The 22,655-nt window shown below is 43.7% G+C and carries 20 protein-coding genes; 8 read left to right on the top strand and 12 right to left on the bottom strand.

Features of this window, described 5'->3' with window-relative positions; genetic code table 11:
• Window positions 1-175: 175 nt before the first annotated feature.
• Complete coding sequence (locus tag FAM09_RS29370; protein ID WP_136580747.1) at window positions 176-1,465, bottom strand: acetyl-CoA hydrolase/transferase family protein; 1,290 nt, start codon at window positions 1,463-1,465, stop codon at window positions 176-178.
• A 152-nt stretch (window positions 1,466-1,617) separates the two neighbouring features.
• Between FAM09_RS29370 and FAM09_RS29375 the strand changes: the two genes are divergently transcribed.
• Window positions 1,618-2,439, top strand: coding sequence for a universal stress protein (locus tag FAM09_RS29375; RefSeq protein ID WP_136580748.1), 822 nt, complete (start codon window positions 1,618-1,620; stop codon window positions 2,437-2,439).
• Window positions 2,440-2,481: 42 nt separating this feature from the next.
• On the opposite strand, the gene FAM09_RS29380 is transcribed toward FAM09_RS29375, so the two are convergent.
• The 8 genes from FAM09_RS29380 to FAM09_RS29415 all read right to left on the bottom strand — a co-directional run bounded on the left by FAM09_RS29380 (window position 2,482) and on the right by FAM09_RS29415 (window position 11,756).
• Window positions 2,482-3,186, bottom strand: coding sequence for a sulfite exporter TauE/SafE family protein (locus FAM09_RS29380; protein WP_136580749.1), 705 nt, complete (start codon window positions 3,184-3,186; stop codon window positions 2,482-2,484).
• Between the two features lie 29 nt (window positions 3,187-3,215).
• Window positions 3,216-3,659 carry a FixH family protein gene (locus FAM09_RS29385; protein ID WP_136580750.1) on the bottom strand — a complete coding sequence of 148 codons (444 nt, stop codon included), beginning with the start codon at window positions 3,657-3,659 and terminating at the stop codon, window positions 3,216-3,218.
• Window positions 3,660-3,920: 261 nt separating this feature from the next.
• Window positions 3,921-5,321, bottom strand: coding sequence for a cytochrome c oxidase accessory protein CcoG (ccoG, locus tag FAM09_RS29390; protein ID WP_243751809.1), 1,401 nt, complete (start codon window positions 5,319-5,321; stop codon window positions 3,921-3,923).
• Between the two features lie 35 nt (window positions 5,322-5,356).
• Window positions 5,357-6,556, bottom strand: coding sequence for a cbb3-type cytochrome c oxidase N-terminal domain-containing protein (locus tag FAM09_RS29395; protein ID WP_136580752.1), 1,200 nt, complete (start codon window positions 6,554-6,556; stop codon window positions 5,357-5,359).
• Between the two features lie 23 nt (window positions 6,557-6,579).
• Window positions 6,580-6,738 carry a CcoQ/FixQ family Cbb3-type cytochrome c oxidase assembly chaperone gene (locus FAM09_RS29400; RefSeq protein WP_136580753.1) on the bottom strand — a complete coding sequence of 53 codons (159 nt, stop codon included), beginning with the start codon at window positions 6,736-6,738 and terminating at the stop codon, window positions 6,580-6,582.
• Between the two features lie 63 nt (window positions 6,739-6,801).
• The gene (ccoN, locus tag FAM09_RS29405; RefSeq protein ID WP_136580754.1) at window positions 6,802-8,952 is read right to left on the bottom strand and encodes a cytochrome-c oxidase, cbb3-type subunit I; all 2,151 of its coding nucleotides are present in this window, start codon (window positions 8,950-8,952) and stop codon (window positions 6,802-6,804) included.
• Between the two features lie 41 nt (window positions 8,953-8,993).
• Window positions 8,994-9,164, bottom strand: coding sequence for a cbb3-type cytochrome oxidase assembly protein CcoS (ccoS, locus tag FAM09_RS29410; protein WP_136580755.1), 171 nt, complete (start codon window positions 9,162-9,164; stop codon window positions 8,994-8,996).
• 84 nt (window positions 9,165-9,248) lie between these two features.
• Window positions 9,249-11,756: a heavy metal translocating P-type ATPase gene (locus FAM09_RS29415; protein ID WP_243751810.1), complete on the bottom strand. Its 2,508-nt coding sequence runs from the start codon at window positions 11,754-11,756 to the stop codon at window positions 9,249-9,251.
• 35 nt (window positions 11,757-11,791) lie between these two features.
• On the opposite strand from FAM09_RS29415, the gene hemN reads away from it, so the two are divergent.
• Both hemN and FAM09_RS29425 read left to right on the top strand, forming a co-directional pair.
• Window positions 11,792-13,165 (top strand): oxygen-independent coproporphyrinogen III oxidase, encoded by a 1,374-nt coding sequence (hemN, locus tag FAM09_RS29420; RefSeq protein WP_136580756.1) that lies wholly within the window; start codon window positions 11,792-11,794, stop codon window positions 13,163-13,165.
• Window positions 13,166-13,285: 120 nt separating this feature from the next.
• Complete coding sequence (locus FAM09_RS29425; RefSeq protein WP_136580757.1) at window positions 13,286-13,684, top strand: hypothetical protein; 399 nt, start codon at window positions 13,286-13,288, stop codon at window positions 13,682-13,684.
• Here FAM09_RS29425 and FAM09_RS29430 read toward each other — a convergent pair.
• The 3 genes from FAM09_RS29430 to FAM09_RS29440 all read right to left on the bottom strand — a co-directional run bounded on the left by FAM09_RS29430 (window position 13,681) and on the right by FAM09_RS29440 (window position 16,792).
• Complete coding sequence (locus FAM09_RS29430) at window positions 13,681-14,727, bottom strand: response regulator (protein ID WP_136580758.1); 1,047 nt, start codon at window positions 14,725-14,727, stop codon at window positions 13,681-13,683. The genes FAM09_RS29425 and FAM09_RS29430 overlap by 4 nt on opposite strands.
• Entirely contained in the window at window positions 14,724-15,965 is a 1,242-nt protein-coding gene (locus FAM09_RS29435) for a PAS domain-containing sensor histidine kinase (RefSeq protein ID WP_136580759.1), read from the bottom strand. Before FAM09_RS29435 ends, FAM09_RS29430 begins: the two co-directional genes overlap by 4 nt.
• A gap of 65 nt (window positions 15,966-16,030) precedes the next feature.
• A complete protein-coding gene (locus FAM09_RS29440) occupies window positions 16,031-16,792 on the bottom strand; it encodes a DUF542 domain-containing protein (protein ID WP_166437311.1) in 762 nt (253 codons plus the stop codon).
• Window positions 16,793-16,994: 202 nt separating this feature from the next.
• Between FAM09_RS29440 and FAM09_RS29445 the strand changes: the two genes are divergently transcribed.
• The 5 genes from FAM09_RS29445 to FAM09_RS29465 are packed head-to-tail and all read left to right on the top strand — an operon-like array spanning window position 16,995 to window position 22,655.
• The gene (locus FAM09_RS29445; protein WP_136580761.1) at window positions 16,995-17,480 is read left to right on the top strand and encodes a c-type cytochrome; all 486 of its coding nucleotides are present in this window, start codon (window positions 16,995-16,997) and stop codon (window positions 17,478-17,480) included.
• Between the two features lie 40 nt (window positions 17,481-17,520).
• On the top strand, window positions 17,521-19,548 hold the full coding sequence (gene nosZ, locus FAM09_RS29450) for a Sec-dependent nitrous-oxide reductase (RefSeq protein ID WP_136580762.1): 2,028 nt from the start codon (window positions 17,521-17,523) through the stop codon (window positions 19,546-19,548).
• Window positions 19,502-20,662, top strand: coding sequence for a nitrous oxide reductase accessory protein NosL (locus FAM09_RS29455; protein ID WP_136580763.1), 1,161 nt, complete (start codon window positions 19,502-19,504; stop codon window positions 20,660-20,662). Before nosZ ends, FAM09_RS29455 begins: the two co-directional genes overlap by 47 nt.
• The gene (gene nosD, locus FAM09_RS29460) at window positions 20,659-21,891 is read left to right on the top strand and encodes a nitrous oxide reductase family maturation protein NosD (protein ID WP_136580764.1); all 1,233 of its coding nucleotides are present in this window, start codon (window positions 20,659-20,661) and stop codon (window positions 21,889-21,891) included. The genes FAM09_RS29455 and nosD overlap by 4 nt, the downstream gene beginning before the upstream one ends.
• On the top strand, window positions 21,888-22,655 hold the full coding sequence (locus tag FAM09_RS29465; RefSeq protein ID WP_136580765.1) for an ABC transporter ATP-binding protein: 768 nt from the start codon (window positions 21,888-21,890) through the stop codon (window positions 22,653-22,655). The genes nosD and FAM09_RS29465 overlap by 4 nt, the downstream gene beginning before the upstream one ends.

Genomic DNA, 22,655 nt, shown 5'->3' on the forward strand with positions numbered 1-22,655 from the left:
CCGGACATGTTCATCAAAACACATCGCCCGTTCGCCGCTTCTATTTATTTTATAGACAATATAGCCAGAGATCATTTAATAGTGGGCGGGGTGTCTATACCCATTGGCAGGCAATATTACAAAGCTGTAATTGAGCAGTTAAATATTATTGAGTGAGGGCGATACCTGGTGAAGGTTACAAAAACACCTTAAATCGTTCATAACATTTTTGGGTAAGCATTTCCCGGTCATCAGGGTGGGCGATATCGATCAGGGCCTTTGCCCGTTGCCGTAAGTTTTTTCCATACAAATATGCTACTCCATATTCTGTTACTATATAATGCACATGCCCACGTGTTGTAACCACTCCGGCGCCTTCTTTCAGGTAAGGCACAATGCGGGGAACGCCTTTTTTTGTGCGGCTGGTCAATGCAATGATCGGTTTGCCGCCTTCGCTCAGTGCCGCTCCGCGCATAAAATCCATTTGACCGCCGATGCCACTGTATTGTATATCACCGATGCTGTCTGCACAAACCTGACCTGTGAGATCAACTTCTATGGCACAATTTATAGCAGCTACTTTAGGATTACGCCGTATCACATGCGGGTCGTTTACATAATCGATATCGAGAAAGGCAAACGCAGGATGATTGTCTAAATACTTGTACAGTTTTTGGGTGCCTATGGCGAAGCTGGTGACCGATTTGTGCGGATGTATTCTTTTTTTGCTGTTATTGATAATGCCTTTTTCAACGAGGTCGATAATTCCATCACTGCACATTTCGGTGTGAATACCCAGGTCTTTGTGATTTGTCAACGATTTCAGTACGGCATCGGGAATGGTTCCAATCCCCATCTGCAGGGTGCTGCCGTCTTCTATTAAACCGGCCACCAGGCGACCGATGGCTACTTCTTCCGCACCGGCTTTAGCGGCATAATCAACTTCAGGCAGGCTTTCAGCGTGCCACACCATGGCGGCGAACCGGCTTATGTGTATCCAGCCATCGCCCTGCGTCCGGGGCATTTGTGGATTAACCTGTGCAATAACAGTGGTTGCATTGTTCACGGCCGCGCGGGCAATATCAACCGATATGCCTAAAGAGCAATAACCATGTTGGTCGGGCGGGCTCACCTGCACCAGCGCCACGTCGATAGAAAGAATATTTTTATTGAACAGGTCGGGGATCTCACTCAGGAATACGGGAATAAAATCTGCTCTCCCTTCCATGACTGCCTGGCGGGTGGAAGAAGATACAAACATCGTATTGATATGGAAAGCATTTTGGTAGCAGGGCTTATCCACTTTTATATCACCCTGAACGGTAATACAAACGAGTTCCACATTGCTTAGCCGGTCTTTTTGTTCTGCCAGGGAGCTTAAAAGGTGCAGGGGCGTACAGGCGCTGCCATGTACAAAAACCCGCTGATTGCTTTGTATGAGTTTCAATGCTTCTGTTGCCGGTATATATTGTAAGGGATCAGTCATCATGAATAGTTTTAAGGTCGGGATCAATTTTGAAACTCAAATTTCATCATACTATATAATAATCTCAATGACGTTACTCATGGCCAGAGCTAATGAACATCATGATTCCTGCGGTAATAAGTAAATAACTTTAATTATTAAATTCTGATAATATGGAAAAAGTTATAGTGGCTGTTGATGCCAACCAGGTGAATATACAGGTGCTGGATTTTGCCTGTTTTATTGCAAAACTGACTCATTCAAAACTTATTGGCATTTTTTTGGGTGAAACGGAATCGCCGGAAATGCAGGCCAAAGAAACAATAACAGGTGTTGGGAACAACGTTTTGATGGAAGCCAAAGAAAGTATTAAACAGGTTGATAAAAGCATTTATTTTTTTAAAGAAGCATGCAGGAACAGGGCAACCAACTGTTCTGTTCACTTTGGCAAAGGCGAACCTGTTGTTGATATTATTAAAGAAAGTCGCTTTGCAGATCTGCTTATTGTCGATCCTGAGATGTCGTTCCGTGACAAAAAGGAAGGGGTGCCTTCTGCCTTTATAAAAGAGGTGCTTTCAAAAAGCGAATGCCCCGTACTGATCCCTCCATTTCGTTTCGATGGAATTGATGAGATTTTGTTCGCTTATGATGGCAGTCCTTCTTCTGTTTTTGCTATAAAGCAATTTACCTATCTTTTTCCTGAGCTTACCGATAAAAAATTGATCGTTCTTGAAGTGAATGAAAATGATGAAGTGCCGGTGATTGAAAAAGAGAAGATCGGGGAATTGCTTCAAATGCATTTCTCCGCTATTGGCTTTAAACAGCTACGCGGCGATGCAAGTAATGAATTGTTTTCGTATTTGTTGGGGAAGAAAAATATTTTCGTGGTAATGGGTGCTTTTGGCCGCAGCAATTTATCTGCTTTTTTTAAACACAGTACTGCTGAATTGCTTTTGAAGACAATTAATCTTCCCGTATTTATTGCTCATCATTAATATCATTATACGATAAGTATGGAAAGCGTAAAGCCGATGAAGTTAATGACATGAAATAGCGGGTTGTGGCGCTTCGGCCATTACGGGGCTCACAAATGGTATTCCCAGATTCAATCCGCGTAAAATAAGTAATACGGCCATTCCCGCTATAATGAAGGGAATGGCTTTTTTTATCTGTTGCCGTACCGATAGTTTAATGTGAACGCCGAAGAAGGACAGGATCATCATGGCGGGTAAAGTGCCCGTTCCAAAGGCTGCCATGAACGCTACACTTTCTCCCCAAACTGTTGTACCAAGGGAACCGGCTATGGCCAGGTATACCAATCCACAAGGCAATAAACCATTGGCCATGCCCAGTAACAAATAATGATACAGGCGCGGTGATTGCAGCAGCCTGCTCATAATGTTTTGTATTACACTATGAAAAGCACGCAACCATGCCGGAGTGAATGCATGGTTCAAAAAGTAGTATAGAAAAGCGAGCAATAAGATCACAATGCCCATGGTAATGGAAAACCATTGCTGAAACCCTGCGATATAAATGCCCCGGCCTAACCAGCCAAACAAAGCACCCAGCAGGGAATAGGTGAGCACCCGGCCCAGGTTATACAGAAATACAGCCAATGCCTGTTGCATTTTTTGTAAATGATGAACCGGTAAGGCCAATGCCAGGGGCCCACACATGCCCACACAATGGAAACTGCTTACCAAACCTAATAATATGCCTGCTATTGCTGCCTGCCACATGATGAATGTCGATTATGCATTGCCAATGCTTAATGAATGGTAACCGGTACTTCGGTATAATAATCTTTACCGTTGTTTTGCCACCTGATCTTTACCGTATAATTGCCGGCAACGAATGCCCGGCTGTCAATGGTTTGAACAGCCTGGTCATTGACCTGCAGCGCCATTTTTTTATCTTTTTGCGCATTGTCGGCACTATAAAATAATACACTTCCTGTTATCGCCTGCTGCTGCATTTCGCCTGGCAATTGAATGATGAGCTGATGGCCGGCCTGGGTAACGGTGGTGAGGTTGCTGAGCTGGTTAGCCCGGCTGGCGCCATCGATAACCTGCTGGTATTGCAGTTCCTCTTTATAATACTCTCCCGATACCAGGTCGTAACGTGTGTTCATACTTTGAACAACCAGGTAAATGATCATGCCGGCAAAAGCCAGGAAGCCGAGCGTTAATTTATGGCCCCAATTGAAAGTCATTGTATGTTATTTAAATGTATCTTTTGTTATTAAGAATATAGTTTGAATGTTGACACGCTGAAGGCTACAGGCTGTAAGCCGAAAGCCGAAAGCAAATACAAATACAGCTTAAGGCCGAAAACATAATTTATGCCCCCTGCTGTATTGAACTTCAACATTGGAAATTGGCTACCTGCCTGCCGGCAGGCAGGTTCGATATTCAATATTCTTCTGCTTTCCCTTTTTCATTCCTCATTTCTCTGTTTATCATTTTTTATTACCTCATTCCGCTACCGGTCCCAAAAAGTTTGTACTGATCTCATCGATCTTTTCCTTCTCATTATACAACCCGATACGGATGGGTAACTTTCTTTCATGAATGATCTTTGCCGGTAGCACTACGAAGAAAGTACCCGATCCCTGGCCTTCTTCTTTAACGGTGATGGAATTATGTTCGCCAATGATCTCCACTTGGCCGTTTATGCCTTCCAGCTTTAGTTGTAATGGTATCCTGTCGATCGTTTTATTGGCCACTTTTATGTTGTACAGGTTCGAGATACTATCTGTGCCTCTTTGCTGGTACAACATGCCTGGTGTGCGCATAATGGTGGCATCTACTTCCTTGCGGGTAAACAACAGGAACCCCAGGAGCAGCAGGAGCACGCCAAGCAATATGGTGTACAGTTTCATGCGGCCGGTATACTTCAGCGGTTCCCGGTTCCCGATGCCATTTTCAGAAGCGTAGCGGATAAGTCCCAATGGTTTATTGATCTTATCCATAATGGCATCGCACGCGTCGATGCAGGCCGTACAACCCACGCATTCCATTTGCGTGCCATTGCGAATGTCAATTCCGGTAGGGCAAACCTTTACACATTGCATGCAATCGATACAGTCACCCTGTTCGTGCATTACTTTCTTAGTGAACTTGCCTCTTGGCTCACCCCGTTTATGATCATAGGCAACGATCATGGAGTTTCGGTCGAGCAATACACTCTGTAACCGTCCATACGGGCAAACAACGGTACAAACCTGTTCCCGGAAATACGCGTATACTGCGTAAAAAATGCCCGAAAAAATAAGGATGGAAAGCAGTCCGCCTACATGTTCATGAACCGGTTCGGTAATAATTTTTCCCAGTGCTTTTATGCCGATGATATACGCCAGGAAAAAATTGGCGATAACAAAGGAGAACAGGAAGAACAGGAAGTGCTTGCCTGCCTTTTTGAATAGCTTCTTTCCGGTCCAGGGCGCCCTGGCCAGTAACCGTTGTTCTGCTGCATTCCCTTCTATAAAATATTCAATCTTACGAAAGAACATTTCCATGAAAATGGTTTGCGGGCACACCCACCCACAGAACAACCGGCCAAAGGCGGCAGTGAACAGCACGATGAACACGATAAAGGTGATCATCGCCAGGCCGAAGATGAAGAAATCCTGCGGCCAGAACACTTTTCCAAAAATGATAAAGCGGGCCTGCGTTACATCAAAGAGAAATAACGGCCGGCCATGTACGTATATAAAGGGCAGGGAAAAGAACAGGATAAAGAAAAACCAGCTTATGTACGTGCGTGCTGAGTACCACTTCCCGGTTGGCTTTTGCGCAAAGATCCATTTCCGTTTTCCGGATGGATCCACTGTAGCGATCCGGTCGCGGAATGATTCCTTCTTTTCAGTTGACACGGGGAATATGTTTATTTCAGGTTCCAATGGCTGATCTATTTTTCGCTAATTGTAGCAACTTTATTTGAAAGTGTATCCGACTTCTGGCCTCCGGCCGCTTCCTGGTACAATTCACCCTGTTTTGCTTTGGCATTGGGTGGGTTGCTTCCCTTTATTGATTTAATGTAACTGGATACCTGCGCTACCTGAACCGGTGACAGATCGTCTTTCCAACTGCGCATCCCTTTTTCGGGCCAGCCGTATTTAATGCTTTTAAAAATAGCTTGTATGCTGCCGCCATGCAACCAATAGTCATCGGTTAAATTAGGACCTACAATACCTTCCCCGGCTTTACCATGGCAGGCTGCGCAGTTCTGTTTATACACTTTTTCACCACCTGCAACATCGGCAGCCTCAGTTAATACCTTTACCGTATTTTCATCTACGTTATTAGCCGATCTTTTCAGGTAAAGGGCTTTTTGTTCTTCGGCCTGCGTCATGGCTATCTGCAGTTCCTGCTCACTTAAAGGAGCGGTATGTGAAACGTGGTAGCGCCATAAATAAACAGCGGCAAAGATGATAGATACATAAAACCCGTACAGCCACCAGGGGGGTAACCGGTTATCCAGTTCGCGAATGCCGTCGTATTCATGACCCAGATCGATCTGTTCTTCCTGCTCAACCGGGCGGAATTTGTTCAACTTGTCCCAGATGCTTATGCGGGGTTTTTGTTCGGCAACCGGCGTAGCAGCGAGTCGTTGTTTTTCCTTCCCTACAAACAGGCGCAATTGATACAGCAGCACGAAGATCACCAGCAGTTCAATTCCCATAACACCGGCCATAAAATAAAAGGCGGTGGCCGATAAGCCACCATATGAAACGGCTGCTTCCGCAGTGGCAGCCGCTGTATTGGTATCCTGTGCCATTGCCGGTGCAGCAAGCAGCAATAATGCCAGGGTAGTGGCGGTAACAGCAGTGGTAGTACCTGCTTTTTGCTGTTCGCGTTCTTTTTCTTTTTGAAAATAATATCCGGCTGCACCCAGCAGCACATTCGCCAGTAAAACAATGATCAGCAGCAGAATAAGCATGATGATGATCATCGTTATCACAAACGGATCGTAAATGCTGGATTCTTTTGGCAGCTGACTGCCACCGTTGGCCATCACAGCGGGTGCAGTTAATAACAGGATAACTGCTGCCAGCAGCGTTTTGTATATTTTGTTACCTAATCTTTTATACCAATAAATACCGGACATATATAAATGTTTTAAGTGCTGAGTTAGTCTAAAGGAATGCGGCTGATGTCGTAGATCGTTTTTTTATCGGTTTTGATCACCCATATCAGCATGAACAGAAAGAACAAACCGAAAATGGTGAACGAGATCAGCGGATAAATACTTACACCGGTTATCTTTTCTAAATAATGTATAAACTTCATGTTGTATAAATGTTGAATAATGAATAATGAATATTGAATGTCGAAGTGAAAAACAGTTTAATATTATTCTGTTCGGGAATCGACATTCTTCTGTTCGATATTCGCTATTCTTTTGTTCGAGATATCTTTTCCCAGTCGTTGCAGGTAAGCGATAAGTGCCACGATCTCTGCGTCTTTGGCCGTTTCTATTTTATCCATCTTCAGGTTCAGTCGTATATTATTGGCCTGTAATAGCAGGTCGCGGTTGGCCACGTTATCATATCCTGCAGGGTAGGGCACACCCAGTTTTTGCATGGCCCTGATCTTGGCGGGCGTGCAGGCGGTATCAATTTTATCATCCAGCAGCCAGCCGTACGATGGCATAATAGAACCGGGCGACATAATGCGTGGGTCCATCATGTGGTTGTAATGCCAGCTATCAGGATACTTGCCGCCTTCACGCGCCAGATCGGGCCCTGTTCTTTTTGAACCCCACTGGAATGGATGATCGTAAACAAACTCGCCGGCTTTGGAATATTCGCCATAGCGCGCCACTTCATCGCGGAAGGGGCGGATCATTTGCGAGTGACAGGTGTAACAACCTTCGCGTACATAAATATCGCGGCCATGCAATTCAAGCGGGGTGTAAGGTTGTACGCTCGAAATGGTAGGCACATTACTTTTTACCAGGAAGGTAGGCACCATTTCAATAGCGCCGCCGATGGCTACTACGATCAGGCTGAACACCAGCATGGTCATTGGTTTCTTTTCGATCCACCGGTGCCAGTATTCGCGGGCTACAGGTGCATGCGCTTCCAAAGGCGCGGCTTCTGCGGCTTCATTGGCAATGAATTTACCTTTGGCAATTGTTTTATACAGGTTGTACACCATGATCAATGCGCCAATGAGATATAAAGTACCGCCAATGCTGCGGGTAACATACATGGGAATAATATGGGTAACGGTTTCCAGGAACTGAAATTTCAGTTGTCCTTCTTCGGTAAAGGTCTTCCACATCTGCGCCTGGGTAAAACCGGCCCAGTATAACGGTATGGCGTATATTACAATGCCAATGGTGCCCAGCCAGAAGTGGTTAGTGGCCAGCTTTTTTGAATAGAGTTGTACGCCCCACATGCGTGGTATCAGCCAGTACAGCATGCCGAATGCCATAAAGCCGTTCCAGCCTAAACCGCCAATATGCACGTGCGCAATCGTCCAGTCGGTAAAGTGCGAAATAGCATTTACATTCTTCAGCGACATCATGGGTCCTTCAAATGTAGCCATCCCATAACAGGTAACGGCCACAACAAAAAATTTCAACACAGGTTCTTCGCGTACTTTATCCCAGGCGCCACGCAGGGTGAACAACCCGTTCAGCATGCCGCCCCAACTGGGTAACAGCAACATAATTGAGAATACTGTGCCGAGTGACTGCGCCCAGTCGGGCAACGCGGTATACAGCAGGTGGTGCGGACCAGCCCAGATATAAATAAAGATCAGCGCCCAGAAGTGAATGATGGAAAGCCGGTAAGAGTAAACCGGTCTGTTCGCTGCTTTGGGCAGGAAGTAATACATCAAACCCAGGATGGGCGTGGTTAAGAAGAACGCTACGGCATTATGACCGTACCACCATTGTACCAGGGCGTCCTGCACACCGGCATACCAGCTATAACTTTTAAATAAAGTAACAGGTATTTCAAATGAGTTTACAATATGCAGCAGGGCTACGGTTACCCAGGTAGCTATATAGAACCAGATAGCCACATACAGGTGTTTTTCTCTTCTTTTAAGAATAGTGCCAAACAGGTTAATTCCAAAAACAACCCATATGAGGGTGATGGCAATATCAATGGGCCATTCCAGTTCAGCATATTCCTTGCCGGTTGTGTACCCAAGTAAGAGCGTTAATGCGGCGGCAACGATAATACCCTGCCAGCCCCAGAAGTGGATACGGCTTAATTTATCGCTGTACATCCGCGCTTTACATAACCGTTGCAGCGAGTAATACACACCGGTGAAAATACAGTTGCCTACAAAAGCAAAGATCACGGCATTGGTATGCAGGGGACGGATACGGCCAAAAGTGGTAGGCGCCATATTGAGCGACGTGCCCGGCGCATATAATTGAATGGCTGCATACAAACCGGCGAGCATGCCCACAATTCCCCACAGCGCCGTTGCATAAGCAAACTGTTTAACGATCTTGTTATCATAATAAAATTGCTCTACTTGCATATAGGTATTATTCTGTTTGAAATTATTGTCAGGGTTTTCGTTTATTGATCGGTGTTTTTTGGCGGCGGGGAAGGTGAATTATCGAACAGGATGCGTTGCGGCGGCGAAAATTCATCATCAAATTGTCCGTTGCGTACGCTCCAGATAAAAGCGGCCAAAAAAATGGCTGCTACAGATATACTTGCGATCAGCAGAATGATTATGGCGCTCATAAAGACGGTTGATTTAACAGGGCAAAAGTATTTTCGGTAAGAAAGTTTGTTAATGACAGACCTCAGAATGGAAACTGATTTTGATCATGTGCGTGGTACATCTTTTAGGAATAGCCGGGCGGCAATATTGCTGCAACCAAAGGTTACCAGTAAAATGCTGAGGGAACTGGCGGGCATTAAGATGGCGGCGATCATTGGCGATAAAACACCCTGCACGGCAAAGCTGAGGCCGATAATATTATAGGCAATGGATAATATAAAACTGGCGATCACGATCTGTTTATTGGCTTTGCACAATCGCATGAACCGGTACAAATGCGAGAATTGGCTGGCATCCATAATGGCATCGCTGGCCGGCGTAAAATTGTTACAATCATCAGCAAGCGCAATGCCTACATTGCTTTGTTTTAAAGCACCGGCATCATTCAGTCCATCCCCGATCATCATTACCCGTTCGCCGTTCTCCTGCAGTTTTTTTATGTATTGTAACTTGTCGCCAGGTTGCTGGTTAAATAACAGGGTGGTGGAGGCGCCCATCATGCGCTGCAGGGTAGCGCGCTCGGTATCATGATCACCCGAAAGCACGGATAATTTATAATGCGCACTAAGGGACTGTACCAATGGCGCCACCGATTCGCGGTAGTGATTATGCATAGAAAAATGGCCAACTACTTTATCATCGATGGCAACGTACACCCGGGCGCCCTTTTCAATGGTTGTTGTATAACCCGAAATAAAATCCGGCGAGCCCAGGCTTATGTATTGATCGCCCACCATGCCTCTAATACCTTTGCCCGGTATTTCGCGGAATGCTGATATGGGCAGACGCTGTATATTTCCAAAATGGCTGACAAGCGCCCTGCTCAATGGATGGTTCGATTGGGCGGCCAGGCTGGCGATGGCTTGTTGCTGGCGTTGGTTCAATGCCAGGCCTTCATACGTTACCTGTTGTTCACTGGTAGTGGTCAGGGTGCCTGTTTTATCAAAAACAATATGGGTAATGCCGGCCATGTCTTCAATAGCCTGGGCATTGCGCAGATACAATTTATTACGTCCCAATATGCGCAGGATATTGCCGTTTGTGAATGTATTGGAAAGCAGTAAGGCGCAGGGGCAGGCCACGATCAATACGGCCGTGATCACATTCCACACTTTAGTGCTGTCTGTAAACGCCCAGTAAGTGGCGGCTATAGCAGCAATGGAAAATAAGATATAAGTAAAGTAGCGGCTGAGCAGGTGCACGAACGAAACGCTTTTGGGTTCGTTGTTCTTTTTAAACACGTCGGCCGACCATAGCCTTGTTAAATAACTTTGAGCTACTTCTTTTATGACCAGTATTTCAATGGCGCTACCGGTTTGTTTGCCACCGGCATATACCATTTCGCCCATTTCTTTATTTACCGGTAACGATTCGCCGGTAACAAAACTATAATCGATGCAGGCTTTGCCCCGGGTGCAAATGCCATCGGCAGGTATCAGTTCATTGCTGTGAATTAATAACGTATCCCCGGCTTTTATCTCGGGTAAGGATACAGACCTTTCCTGGCCGTCCTTCACCAATGTGGCGGCTACCGGGAAATAAGATGTAAAGTCGCGTTCAAACGATAATTGCTGATAGGTTTTATCCTGCAATACCCGGCCAATGAGCATAAAGAAAACAATACCGGCCATGGAATCAAAATAACCGGCTCCGGTTCCGCTTATTACTTCATACAGACTGCGAGAAAAAGTAACGATAATGGCCAGGGCAATAGGTGCATCGATGTTCAGGAATTTATGGCGTAAACCTTTCCAGCCGCTTTCATAAAAGGGATAAGCGCTGTAAAGGAAAACAGGCAGCGCCAGCAATACATTCAGCCAACGGAAAACGCCTTGCAATTGCAGGTCGGCCGGTTCCAGCCCCAGGTATTCGGGAAAGCTTAACAGCATAATATTGGCAAAGCAAAACCCGGCAACCCCCAATTGATAAATAAGGCTCTTTTTAGGGCCCGGTTTATGGTGCTGCAGATTTTGTAAACTGATATATGGCTCGTACCCGATACCGGTTAATAATTCGGCTACTTTTTGCAGGGAGATATGATTATGGTCGAAAATGATGCTAACTTCTTTACGGCTGAAATTTACCGTGGTACTGATAACGGCCGGCTGCATTCGATGCAGGTTTTCAAGCAGGTACAGGCAGGAACTGCAATGGATCTGGGGTAAATAGAAGGTAATATGCGTTTGTTGGTCGTTGCTGAAGGAGATCAGTTGTTGCTGGATAGCTGCGTCTTCCAGGAAAGCGAATTTGTCTTTGCGTACCGGTATGCGTTGGGTAAGGCCGGGATTTTCATTCAGGGAATAATAATCACATAACCCGTGTTTATTCAATAATTGATATACCATTTTGCAACCTTCGCAGCAAAAATGTTTATTTTCTGCAGTAATAGTGGCAATAGTACAGGCTTCTCCGCAATGAAAGCAAACCAGTTGTTGATAGGTATGGGTATTGGCAGAAGAATGCATAAACGGGTTTTTATTAGGGTGTAAATGTAGCAGCCTTATTTGCCTGCCGGCATGACCTGCCTCAATACCGGCAGTGATCTGAATCATTGGTGAGGTTTTGTGCCAGGAATAGTTTTGTATTTATGAGGCATTCAGACGTCAATCCTTTATTAGTGGCCAGGTACAATACGCCCGTTCCCAGGTATACCAGCTACCCAACTGTTCCATTTTGGGATAACAATACCGATGGTAACGCCTGGGAAGCTATTTTTCGCAAGCGATTTCATGAACAAAATCATGTAAACGGACTATCGCTTTATATTCACCTTCCTTTTTGCGAATCGCTTTGTACGTATTGCGGCTGCAATAAAAAGATCACCACTAATCACCAGGTAGAAGAAGAGTATATCGCTGCTCTTGAAAAAGAATGGGGAATGTACAGAGCTATGATGGGAGAAACCCCTGTTATCAGGGAATTACATTTTGGCGGCGGCACACCTACTTTCTTTTCGCCGGGCAACCTCGAAAGGTTACTGCAATTTATTTTCAAAGGCAGTATTGTTCATCCACAGCACGAATTCAGCATTGAGGGCCATCCCAATAACACAACCGTGGCACACCTGAAAAAACTGGCTTCCCTGGGTTTTAAAAGGATCAGTTACGGCGTACAGGATAACGATCCGGAGGTGCAACGGATCATTAACCGTATTCAACCATTTGAAAATGTAAAGCGGGTAACCTCAGCAGCACGATCGAATGGTTTTACATCGGTTAACTTCGATCTCATTTATGGGTTACCCCTGCAAACCATTGAAAGCATTGAGCGCACCATACAACAGGTCCTTCAACTAATGCCCGACAGGATTGCCTTTTACAGCTATGCGCATGTGCCGTGGACCAGCAAAGCGCAGCGATTGTTTGATGAAACCCATCTTCCGGATGCCGCAACCAAGCTACAGTTGTATTTAACAGGAAAACAATTGCTATTACAGCATGGGTATTACGACATCGGTATGGACCATTTTGCCCTACCGCACGACGACCTGTACAAAGCCAAAGCCGCCGGAACGCTTAACCGGAATTTCATGGGCTATACCACACAAAATACCGGGTTGCTGTTAGGGCTGGGCGTATCTGCTATCAGTGATGCCGGCTACGCCTATGCTCAAAATGATAAAGCACTGCATAATTATTATGCTGCTATTCAAACAGGCCAACCTGCTATTCATCGCGGGCATCTTTTAACCGAAGAAGATCTGGATCTCCGGAAATACATTCTGGAGATCAGTTGCCGTTCAAAGACCATCTTCCGAACAAAGCACCTTCCGCTGCTAAGGGAATATGTATTTCCCCGGCTGCATGAAATGGCTGCCGATGGCCTTGTATGCTGGAATGAGCGGGAGTTAGCTTTAACACAGCAGGGCCAGCACTTTATCAGGAACGTATGCAGTGCGTTCGATTTGCGAATGCACAAAAGCGAAGCCATAAGAGCACAGCTTTTCAGCAAGGGTGTTTAATGAACGAATAGCATTGGGATCATTGAGCTGTTATGAGCAAAATCAGCATTCTCCTGTATGTTTCTCATGTTAAAGACGATTTACCATAGATACTTTTGTATTAATATGAAATCTGATAACATGATAATGAAGCTGGCAAAAAACAGAGCGATCAAAGAGGTGTGGCAGGAATTTAATAATGTATACCCATATCTCAGAATTGACTTTTACAGGTATTTGCAGGGAAGACTTGGGTCTAACAACAGGCAAAGATTAAATAAGTCAACCACCCTGGTCAATGCGGGGATAAGCAGGGAAGGTGAAATAGAAATTTCTGAAACCATGACAGTAAACCAATTGGAACAAAGCTTTCTTAATCAATTCGGGCTGTGTGTAATGGTATCCCGTAAATCAGGAAGCATCTGGCTTGAAACTACTATTTCACATAACTGGACGTTGAAGCAGCAAAATGATCATGGCAGGGAATTATCCGGGCCGGTAAAAGAAGATCTGCAGTCTGATCAAATTGACTGCGATTAGTATAACAGGTATTTTAATTTATCGATATTTATAATTGAAATTTTACCTTCCTTTATTTCGATCAGCTTCTCCGCTTTAAAATCGCTTAATGTTCTGATAAGCGATTCGGTTGCCGTACCAACGTATTGGGCAATGTCTTCCCGCAAAATTTCAATGGGTTTGTTTTCGCCGAATTTTTCATAAATATCAACCAACGCTTTGGCCACTCTTTTTCTTAATGAGCTATAGGCAAGATTCAATAATCTTTCTTCTTTCTCCTTTACGTTTTGGGTAATAATGCGGATGAATTTGGCAGCAATATTTATATCGCTGTAGATCATTTGTAAAAAATCTTCTTTTGGCACCTGCATGATCTCTGCATCTTCCAGTATTACTGTTGAATCATCATAATTCTTATCCTCTATGAGAGCGGAATACCCAATAAAATCACCGTCACTGAACAGGTCAGTGATATATTCTTTTCCATCAGGATGGGTTTTAATACCCTTAACCTTTCCCTTTGATAAATAATAAAGATATTTCGGCCGTTTCCCTTCCTGGTAAAGTGTTTGTTTTTTTCGATGCACATCCATCTCAAACTTATCGGCGAGATTGGTTAGTAATCCCGAATCTTTAATGTCTTTAATGAATTGGCTTACCCCTTGCGGCGAAGACGCATATTTCTGATCTAAGATCTCAGCCTTTTTTAACCTTGTTTCAATGGCATTCAATAACTCTACATCATCAAATGGCTTGGTTATGTAATCATCGGCGCCCATTTCCATTCCCTTGCGAAAATCGGTCCTTTCCGTTTTTGCTGTCAGAAAAATAAAGGGTATATTCTGTGTGTCTGTATTTTTTCGTAAAAGATGCAGTACCCCGTAGCCATCCAGTTCAGGCATCATGATATCGCAAACTATTACGGCCGGTTTCTCTTTAATGGCAAGCTCAACGCCCTGTCGGCCATTTTCCGCTGTGAATGTTTTATAACCGGCCAGTTCCAGAATTTCGGCGGTATTATCTCTGATGTTCGGGTTATCGTCTATTACCAGGATAGATTTCATTGTTCAATATGATTTACCGGAATGATGAATGATATGTTGGTTCCTTCGTTCAATTTACTTTGCAAATATACCTCTCCGTTTAACAGGTCAAGGTATCTTTTAACTATATGGAGGCCCAGCCCGGTACCCTGGATATTCGTAGCGTTCTTCCCCCTGAAAAAAGAGGAGAACAAATGTTCCTGGTCGGCCGGGGGAATGCCAATACCTTTATCTATTACCGAGATCTCCGCTTTTTCGGAATTGGCCGTGCTATTGATCGTAATGGCAGAGTCTTCATTTGAAAACTTGATCGCATTCGTGATCAGGTTGATCAGAATGTTTTTGAGCAGTTTTTTATCTGTATGTACAATCGTGTTTCCCGTGTGTTCATAAATAAATTCCTGCCCGTTTTTAAGCAGTCCCTTCATTTCTTCTGTTGTTTCGTGTATTAGTTCCTGGAGGTTACATTCGCTATAATGTGCCACAACCTTTCCTTCATCCAGTTTACCTAAACTTAAAAAATCTTCCAGGATATCGTTCAGGTGCTTTACAGACTCTTTTATGCGGTTAATGTGTTTGTTTCGTTTTTCCTGGTCGTCTACGCCGGTATATTTTGCAAGCAGGGAGGCTGAAGATAGTACAGTGCTTAAAGGTGTACGGAATTCATGGGAGGCCATGGACACAAACCGGCTTTTTATTTCATGCAATTCTCTTTCCTTATCCAGGGCTTCGCTTAATTCTTTCTGTGATTGTTCCAGTTTCATCAGGGCCTCTTTCAGTATAACGGTTCTTTCTTCAACTTTAGCCTCAAGGCCCATATTCAATTTTCTTATATCACTGGTTACCTTTTCCAGCTCTTTTTGCTGGCGTACCATATTCGCTTCAATTTGCTTTCGAAAGGTAATATCAATAATAAATGCTATAACATACAGTTCATTATCGCGCTGGTAATGGCTTAAACTAACCTCAACGGGAAAGTTGGAACCATCTTTTTTTCTTGCATACAGATCTCGTCCATGGCCCATTATCCTGTTTTGCGGACTTTTATAGAATTCCTTCCGCAAGTTTTCATGTTTGGGACGCACGTGATCTGGAATTAATACATCAACTGTTTTGCCAATTAACTCACTGGTTTCATAGCCAAAAGTCTTCACTGCGGCAGGATTAACGAGTATAATTTTGCCTTCCTCGTTGGTGAGTATAATTCCTTCCGTAGCATTCTCAAACAGCGATGTCATGTGTGTGGCATCCACTTGCATAAAATATTATTCAGGTATTTATTTACTTGTTAACCCGAATTTATAAAATAAAGGATAAATAACGGTCATTTTATGGCAAGCATTTCTTTTTCCATGGCAATGGCTTTAGAAAACAAAATATTGCTTTCCAGATGGATATGCTGCATAAGATCATTGTCCAGTTCTTTCAGGTAAGAATAAGATATTTTATGAGAAGTACAGGCATTAGGGGCCGGGGTGTAATTATTCGTCAGGTCTCTTAACCGGTGAAGGTATTTGGCTATATGCTCATGCTCGTGGTCCATCATATTTTCGATTGGCTTACGCAGGGTACGCACAAATAATGCCGCGTAGGGCTCATGGCGCTCATACGCATGAGCGATCTGTTTTATATACGGGAAAATAATTTTCTCTTCCTGTTCAAGGTGTGGTAGCAGGGAATTCCGCAATTCAATAAGAGATTCCAATAACTCTGGTAAATAAGTGTATTTCGATTTATGAGCTTCCACAAAACGTTCCAGGGTATCTATGATGTCCGGAAAATTGTTATTTAAATAGGCATGATGCACGTTTATGATATAATCAACGAGGAAATCAATGCTCCAGTTATTAAAATCAGTTGAATTGGGTATCTGAACGGTGCGCAGCGCATCATTCAGTTCTTTTTTTATTACCGCGGTATCGAGCCCGCGCATTTCGCAAACCATTTGTAAAGGCAGTTTCCCGCCGCAACAGTAATCTATACCATATTTGCGGAATACCCTGGATGTTCTATAGTCCTGTATTACAATATCGGTTACAAAACTGTCATTTCTGATATCTGCATTATTGAAAAACATAGTGTTCATTGATCCGCAATAATAAGTGAACGTATGAGCAAGAGACATGATTTAAATCATGTTCCGGTATGATTTAGGTCTGAAGTGCATTTGCTGATAAATGTCACCCGTAATGTTGAGTATTATCAATTTTTAAGACGGGGCGGCAAAATATTTTTGTCAGATAAAAGATTCAGATGTCTTTTATTTATTTAACCTACAATTTATCACAATGAAACTTCTCAAACCACTGCTAACCACCTCTTTTTTAATTGCAGGTTGTTTGTTTTTTGTGGCCTGTAACAATGAAAACAGCGCACCCGCCGGGGATGGAAAGGCCCTGGCTACCCGGGAAACTCAAAATGAACAATCTGAAGTACATGGTTCGGAAATAAAGTCTGGAGAAGTTGAATTAAACACCCCTTTAAACCAGGGGTGGGTGGCAAACGGGAAAGGGATCTATGAAATGAAATGCCAGTCCTGCCACAAGTTAACAGACGAAAGGGTAGTAGGCCCGGGCTGGAAAGGCGTTACCCAGAGAAGAGAACCCCATTGGATCATGAATATGATCACTAATGTAGACATGATGCTGGAAAAAGACCCCGAAGCGCAGAAACTTTTAGAACAATGTTTGGTACGCATGCCTAATCAAAATATAGCCAAAGAAGATGCGCGCCAGATACTGGAATTTATGCGATCCAATGACGGGGCTAAATAAAACAAGCGCAACCGTTCCTTTCATTTAAATTAATAATAGTATGAAATTTTGTTATTTCAAAACCTGTGCGGTTTTGATGATGACCTCTGCCTGTCTGTTGTCAATGCAGAGTTGTAAACCCAAAACTGCTCAGTCTGCAGCGACCGGCGATGCTGCCAAATCGTTTGTAGCTCCCGGAAAGTACGATGAGTTTTACAATGTAGTATCGGGCGGTTTTAATGGGCAAATAGGCATTTACGGCATTCCTTCGGGCCGTTTATTCCGTATAGTACCCGTGTTCTCCCAATCTCCTGAAAGCGGGTATGGTTTCAGTGAAGAAACAAAGCCTATGTTAAACACTTCCCACGGTTTTGTTCCATGGGACGATCTGCACCATATTGCCCTTTCGCAAACTAAAGGAGAGCATGATGGGCGTTGGGCATTTGCTAATGGAAATAATACACCACGCCTGGCCCGTATTGATCTTACTACATTCCGCACTTCAGAAATACTGGAAATACCCAACAGCGCGGGCAATCACGCCTCACCATTTATTACAGAAAATTCCGAATACATAGTGGCGGCTACCCGTTTCAGTGTGCCCCTGGACGATCAAAATGGCGATGTTCCCATAAACACGTATAAGCAGCATTTTAAAGGATCGATCAGCTTTGTTGCTATCAATCCTGCATCGGGGGAAATGGGCATTGCTTTCCAGATCCGCACGCCCGGTGTTAATTTTGACCTTTCCCGTGCCGGTAAGGGAAAATCTCATGGCTGGTTCTTTTTCAGTTGCTATAATTCGGAAAAAGCCAATACGCTGCTGGAAGTAAATGCTTCGCAGAAAGACAAAGACTTTGTAATGGCCGTTAACTGGAAGAAAGCGGAAGAATATGTAAAATCGGGCAAAGCGAAAAAGCAGGCAGTCAAATATGCTCATAATGTATATGATGAAAAAACGCATACTGCCATTTCAACAGTTAAAAACGAGGTACTTGTTCTTGATCCTGCCGATTGCCCCGGCATGTTGTACCTGATCCCCTGTCCTAAATCACCACATGGAACTGATGTGGACCCTACGGGTGAATACATAGTAGCTTCCGGCAAACTGGCTGCAAGCATACCTGTATTCTCCTATACGAAAATTCAAAAAGCAATTGCTGATAAAGCATTCGATGGCGAATATGATGGTATCCCTGTTATTAAATATGAAGCCGCTTTACATGGCGAAGTAACAAAACCCGGGCTTGGGCCCCTGCACACGGAATTTGACGGAAAGGGGAATGCCTACACTTCCATGTTTGTTTCCTCTGAAATAGTTAAATGGAGCATTAACGATCTGAAAGTGCTGGACCGGGTGCCTACTTACTATTCTATAGGTCATTTATCGGTACCAGGCGGGCCAACAGCGAAGCCCCATGGAAAATATATGATCGCCTATAATAAGATCACTAAGGATCGCTATCTGCCAACGGGACCTGAATTAACCCAAAGCGCCCAGTTATATGATATCAGCGGGGAAAAAATGAAATTATTGCTCGATTTTCCAACAACCGGTGAACCCCATTATGCGGAGGCGTTACCTGCCAGTATGCTGAAAGATAAACAAAAGAAGATCTTCAAAATTGAAGAAAACGCTCATGCCTATGTTGCCAAGGGTGAGGGGCAGGCAAAAGTTGAACGCAAAGGGAATCAGGTACATGTTTGGATGACCGCCATCCGTTCTCACCTGACACCAGATAATATTGAAGGGGTGAAATTAGGGGATGAAGTGTTTTTTCATATTACCAATCTTGAACAGGACTGGGATGTGCCGCACGGGTTTGCAATAAAAGGCGCTAATAACGCTGAGATCCTGATCATGCCCGGTGAAACACAAACGCTGAAGTGGGTGGCTGACAGAACGGGTATCTTCCCTTTCTATTGCACAGACTTTTGTTCTGCCCTGCACCAGGAAATGTCAGGCTATTTAAGAGTGTCCCCGGTAGCGTCGAATGTAGCCTTGCATTTTAGCACCGGTTCAAACAAACCAGCGGTAACTGATGAAGGTTCAACCACAACAGGCAGCCCTGGTGCCGGAACTAAATAAAAGAGATGTTGGAGTGACTATGCAAATGCTTTCGGGGCTACGAAGTCCCGAAAGCATTTTAAAGAAACCCGTGATGAAAAAAATGAGCATTACATCAAGAACCATCATTGCATTCGGATCAATGGTAATGATCGCCATGTACTTTGTGCCCGTATGGTCTATTTACCTGATCGCGCCGCAATATCCTGAAGGATTATCCATGCAGATCTGGCTGTATAAGATCACCGGGCAGGTAGAGATCATCAATGGACTGAACCACTATATAGGAATGAAACATATTAATGCAGCTATGTTTCCGGAGTTTGCTTTCCTGGTTTACGTTTTGGCATTCTTTATTTTGTTCGGGTTGATAGTTGCAATTACCGGCAATCGGAAACTATTGCTCACTTTTCTTATCGCTTCTGTTATTGGCGGCATAGTAGCCCTGGTTGATTTTTACCAGTGGGGTTATAGGTATGGACATGAACTCGATCCAACAGCCGCCATCCAGGTCCCGGGCTTGTCTTATCAACCGCCCCTTATCGGGCATAAAAAGCTCCTGAATTTCGACTCCTACTCATATCCCGACACAGGAGGGTGGGTAGTTGTTGCCGTGACGGGCTTGTTCTTCATTATTTGGTTTCTTGAATGGCGCAAACACAAAAAACAAAAAGCAATGATACCGCATAATAAACTGGCTACCGTTTCTGCAATGATCATAATAATCTCTGTTATGATGGCTTGTAATCCTGTAGCTGAAAAAATTGCCTTTGGAAAAGATAACTGCGCTGAATGTAAAATGATCATTATGGATCCAAAGTTTGGGGGAGAGATCGTAACAAAGAAAGGGAAGGTCTACAAGTTTGATGATGTGCATTGTATTGCCACTTTCATGGAAAGACGTGGCGTGGAAATGGGTGACATTCATCAAACATTAGTTGTAGATTATAATAACAGCAATGCATTTGTAAAAATAGCAACGGCTGAATTTGTCGTAAGCAGCCAGTTAAAAAGCCCGATGGGCGGAAATGCGGCAGCATTTAAAAATCAAAATGAGGCTAAAGAGAAATCTGCTGTGATAGAGGGAAGTAAGGTAACCAATTGGCCAACCCTTTATAATATCTTAATCAAGTGAGAAATATATTAATCGTTTTGTTGCTGCTAGTGATCTGTAACGTTTCTGCCAATACAGTTGTCGTGGGTAAAAATAGTTCCATCAAAACTTTACGGCAGGGCATTGCAGTGGCAAAGGATGGCGATACTGTTTTACTTACCAAAGGAACCTATAAAGAAGGAAACATTATTATTAATAAATCAATTCATTTAATTGGCGTTTATGCGCCGGTGCTTGACGGAGACCATAAAAATGAAATTCTTACGCTCACAGGGAAAAATATAGTGATCAAAGGCATTCATTTCACCAATGCGGGCTATTCGTCGTTGAATGATTTTGCTGCCATAAAAGTAATTGATGCAACCAGGATTATAATTGAAAACAATACCATCAACAATGCTTCTTTTGCGATCCATATTTCCAACGCTACCTATACAACGGTGAGGAATAATATTATTAGCGGCACGCATAAATCTGAACATCTATCCGGTAACGGAATACATCTCTGGAAGTGTGAAAATGCGATGATCGAAGGCAATTCGGTCAGGGGACACCGGGATGGTATTTATTTTGAATTTGTTACAACATCAACCATTCAAAACAATACAAGCGAGCTGAATATCAGGTATGGATTGCATTTTATGTTCTCACACAATGATATTTACCTGTATAATACATTTCGCAATAACGGGGCAGGCGTGGCGGTCATGTACAGCAAAAGCGTTCGGATGGAAAATAATGTGTTCGATAAAAACTGGGGTGCAAGCGCTTACGGTATTCTGCTTAAAGATATTTCAAACAGCCATATCAGAAATAATAAATTCATTAAAAACACGGTAGCCATACACATGGAAGGCAGTAGCCGTATTGAGGTTAGCAGTAATTTTTTTCAGGGAAACGGTTGGGCATTAAAGGTGCAGGCCAGTTGCGATGATAATACTTTTCATCATAATAATTTCAATGGAAATTCTTTTGATGTGGCTACCAACGGAACGATGACATTGAACAGGTTTTATAACAACTATTGGGATAAATATGATGGCTACGATATGAACAAAGATGGCATGGGCGATGTGCCTTACCATCCCGTAAGTATGTATGCGATGGTGGTAGAGCAGAACCCTACGACGCTGATGCTGATGCGAAGTTTTATGGTGTCCCTTTTAGATAAAGCAGAGAAAGCCATTCCAGGCCTTACGCCTGAAAACCTGGTTGATAACAAACCAATGTTAAAGCCGAATAAATTATGATACGGATTGAAAATTTAACGAAGCGGTTTAAAAAGTTACAGGCATTGGGCGATATCAATGCGCTGTTCAATAAAGGACAGGTGATATCATTGATCGGGCCTAATGGTTCGGGTAAGACCACGCTTATAAAAAGCATCCTGGGCATGGTAAAGCCCGACAGCGGCTGTATTTATGTTGATACCAAACCGATAAATGGCGATCCTTCTTACCGTAGCCAGATCGGTTATATGCCTCAGATCGGCCATTATCCCGATAATATGAAAGTGGGACATTTGTTCAATATGATGAAGAACATAAGGAAAGTATCGGACGCCGCACTGGACACTGATCTGTTGGTTAAATTTAACCTGGTATCAATTTTTGATAAACCCATGCGTACATTAAGTGGCGGTACCCGTCAAAAGGTAAGCGCAGCACTGGCTTTCTATTTCAACCCGGATATTTTAATTCTTGATGAGCCCACGGCCGGACTTGATCCGCTTTCTTCAGAAATCCTGAAAGAAAAGATCATAGAAGAAAAGAAAAAGAATAAGTTGATCCTTATCACCTCGCATATACTGAGTGATCTTGATGAACTAACCACTCATGTGATGTACCTGCAGGAAGGTAAAATGATCTTTCTGAAGGATATTGGCACTTTGCGCCAGGAAACAGGGCAGGACAGGTTAGGAAAAGCCATTGCCCGTATTATGCGGGATGGGAAAAAAGACGCCTTATGGATCGATGAGGTCCTGGCTGTAAAAGAAACTGGAATAACTGATTAA

Source organism: Niastella caeni (assembly GCF_004834005.1).
Classification (GTDB): Bacteria; Bacteroidota; Bacteroidia; order Chitinophagales; family Chitinophagaceae; genus Niastella; species Niastella caeni.